The sequence below is a fragment of the Methylomagnum sp. genome, assembly GCF_054333355.1.
Map to the genome: position 1 here is coordinate 1 of NZ_JBTEKS010000444.1, position 3389 is coordinate 3389.

The 3389-nt window shown below is 64.3% G+C and carries 3 protein-coding genes and 1 pseudogene; all 4 read right to left on the bottom strand.

Features of this window, described 5'->3' with window-relative positions:
- Nucleotides 1-880 (bottom strand): YkgJ family cysteine cluster protein (locus ACXWUF_RS20805; protein ID WP_458496474.1); only part of this gene is annotated, 880 nt, incomplete at its 3' end.
- Nucleotides 881-934: 54 nt separating this feature from the next.
- On the bottom strand, nucleotides 935-1351 hold the full coding sequence (locus ACXWUF_RS20810) for a hypothetical protein (protein ID WP_458496475.1): 417 nt from the start codon (nucleotides 1349-1351) through the stop codon (nucleotides 935-937).
- Between the two features lie 262 nt (nucleotides 1352-1613).
- Entirely contained in the window at nucleotides 1614-2651 is a 1038-nt protein-coding gene (locus ACXWUF_RS20815; protein ID WP_458496476.1) for a 2Fe-2S iron-sulfur cluster binding domain-containing protein, read from the bottom strand.
- 114 nt (nucleotides 2652-2765) lie between these two features.
- Nucleotides 2766-3389 (bottom strand): annotated as a pseudogene (locus ACXWUF_RS20820) (hydroxylamine reductase); the annotation flags it as partial.

A 3389-nucleotide genomic window follows, 5' to 3' on the forward strand; every position in this document is an offset into this window, starting at 1 on the left:
CGGGATGGCGCTTGTTCACCGGCTCGCGGGCCGAGATTTCCACCGAATCATAAGCCTCCCGGCAGCAGGCGCCGCACGTCTGGCAATCCAACTTGGCGGCGGGTTCGTAGCGGGCGCAGGCCGGGGCGGCTTGCGGGAGTCGGCGGGTCGGCGCGTGGCGGCAGCGGCGGCCGCCCCGCCAGGAAAAGGACCACGCACAATCGGCGCAAGTCCGCCCCGCGTGATAAGCCGCGACCGGCGCATGACCCGCGGGATGTCGGGCGGGCGGCGCGGCGACCGTAGTCCAGAGCGAGGGCAGGCCGCCCGATGTTTCCCGATCACGGCGCGGCACCACGGCGGCAATGGCCGCGCTGGCTTCCAAAGCTTCCCAGAGCGGCGGCGCCCAGCGCGGCTGGGCAGCCCGCCACGCGGCAAGGCGTCCCGCCACGCAACTCCGCTCCCGATGCCCGCCGCGCTCCGGCGGCGCCTCGAAGGGATCGGCGGGCAGCGCCGCCCAAAAGCTCACCCGGAAATCCGTGGTCGGCGCGAAGAAATCCCGCAATCCCACGCTGTCCGCCAGCCACGCTTGCAGCCGCAGACAGGCGTGTTCCCGCCACGGGTCGCCGCCCACTTTGTAGCCCAAGCCCCAATCCACCCGCCTCTCGCCTTCATCGCCCTCGACCAGGGCATGGCACAGCTCGTGGAGAATCATTTGGGCCACGCAATCGTCCGGGTCGAATAGCGCGTCGGTGGCGATGAGAATGGCGCCGCGCCCGTCGGTGGAGGCGTAGGCGTCGGGCGTGCGCTCGACGCGGAAGCCAATGCGCTCGGCGCAGGCCATCCACACCCGCGCCAGGGGGTCTTCATAGCGGTGCTGGGGACGGCGGAGGAATTCGGTCATGGCGGGAAATGGGGGCTTTGACGGGGATGAGGAGGAGCGCTCCCCAAGGCGCTGTCAGGGTTTGACGAGGCCGAGCAGATTCCCCAGCAAGGTGATGGCGTCCTTATTGACGAACAGGATGGCGAACAACAGGGCAAGAAAATAGACGGTGAACTTTTTGTCCATCTGGGCCAATTCCACCTTCACTTCCTTGCGAAGCAAGTCCATGTCCTTGCGGATGCCGTCCATATCCTTATTGAAGTCCTTACGCACCAATTGCAGCTCCTGATGCAGGAATTCCTTGGTCACCAGCGCGTTGCGCATTTCCTCCATGATTTCTCGCTTGCGCTGTTCGGCCACGTCGTGACTGCGGTCTTCGATCAGTTCCAGGGAGTGCGAAATCACTTTTGCCACCGCCCGGCCATCCTCGCGGCCTAAGTGCCGCTCCAAGACGTCATACAGTTCAATGGGCAAATTGACTTGTGCGTTCATGGGTTGGCGCTTCGTTGGCGTGGCGGGGAATGGGGGGAAGCTTATAGGACGGATGGGGCGGTGACAACGCGGCCCCCACGCGAAGCTTCGTGGGGTGGGTTGGCGCACGTTGGGTCGGGCCTGCTATTCCTTGGTGGTCCACCGTGCGCCGTAACCCACCATCCTTATCGACATGGTGGGTTACGGCGCACGGTAAAGCTGATTGAAATTTTAAGTTTATCGTGCGTGCGCCTAACCCACCCTACAATTCTTATCCGCCCATTCAAGACGGCGAGAACCGCTCGCTGAAAATATGTTCGGCCCCAATGCCAAAGGCCAGCGCGGCTTCGGTCGCGCCATTGATGAGGGCGGGCGGGCCGCAGAGATAAAGGTCGGGCATCGCGCCGTCCTGCCGCTCCAGATCGCGCCGCAAGGCGTCCACGGGCGTGCCGACGAATCCATCCCAGCCGCCCTCTGGACGCCACACGCACAGCGTGATTTGCAGTTGCGGCAACTCGGCGGCGAGGCGCTTGAGTTCATCCAGGCACACCAACTCCGTCTCCCGGTTGACGCCGAAATACAGCCGGGCCGGTTGGGTTTCCTGGAATTCCGCCATGTGCCGGAGCATGGACAGCAAGGGCGCGAGTCCCGTGCCGCCGCCCACGAACCAACGGGGCCGAAGGCTCTGCCCCTGCAAGGTGAAATGGCCGAGCGGTCCTTCCACTTCGAGGTGCTGCCCGACCGTCGCGTCATGTTCCAGGAACTGGGAAAAGACGCCGCCCGGGTGTAGGCGGATGAGGAACTCCAGTTCGCCGGACCAATTGGCGGTGTTCGCCAGGGAATAGGCCCGGCTAGCCTTCGAACCCGGCACTTCCAGGTTCATGTATTGGCCGGGTTCGAACTCCGCCGCCTGCCCGCCCTCCTGGTCCGGCAATAATCTCAGCAGCAGCCGCACGGTGTTGTCGGCCACGGCCGCTAGCTCAACAATTTCGGCGGGGCGGGTCTTGGGCGCTTCAAAGCGGACGTGTTCGTAGGCGTAAGGCGCTTTCAAGGCCAAGTCGCCCAGCGGGTAGGTCACACACAGCAGCACGTCACCGCGCTCGTCGGCGCCGGGCGGGAGGGCGGTGGCATTGTCGCTATCCTGACGATAATCGCCCCCGACGACCGTACAAAGACAAATGCCGCAGCCGCCGCCCCGGCACAGCGAGGGCAGCAAAATGCCCCGAACCTGCGCCGAGGCGAGCAGATCGGTGTTTTCGTCGCCAGTGAAACTGATGCGCTGACCGTCTTGAGTGGTGAGGGTGATGGCGTGTTGGGTCATGATTTTTCAACCAGTATGGTCACGTAGGATGGGTGAAGCTTCGCGGAGTCCATCGCCTCGCGGCGGTGGCGTTAATAATTTGCGCCGCGGCCCCACCCATCGCACGAGCAATATTTAAGCCGCCTTGCCAAACACCGCTTCCAAATCGGCTTCGGCGGTGGTCGCCGCTTTCAGGTCGAAGCGCGCCGACAATTCGGCGAGCAGGGTCGGGGTCAGGAAGGCCGGGAGAGTCGGCCCCAGGCGGATGCCGCGTATGCCCAAGGCCAGCAGGGTCAGCAGCACCGCCACCGCCTTTTGCTCGAACCAGGACACCATCAGCGACAGCGGCAGGTCATTCACGCCGCATTCAAAGGCTTCCGCCAGAGCGACGGCGATTTTAATGGCGGAATAACTGTCGTTGCACTGGCCTATGTCAAGCAAGCGGGGAATTCCGCCAATATCGCCGAACTCGTGGCGGTTGAAGCGGAACTTGCCGCAACCCAAGGTCAGCAGCACGCTGTCCTGCGGCGCCTGGTCGGCCAGGTCGGTGTAGTAATTGCGGCCCGGTGCCGCGCCATCGCAACCGCCGATCAGGAAGAAATGGCGGATGGCGCCGCTCTTCACCGCGTCGACCACCTTGTCGGCGACGCCAAGCACGGCCTCGCGCCCAAAGCCGATGGTGATGGTCTTCTCCGGCGCGTCTTCAGTAAAGCCGGGCAGGGCCTGCGCCGCCTGCGCGACAACCGCGAAATTCTCATC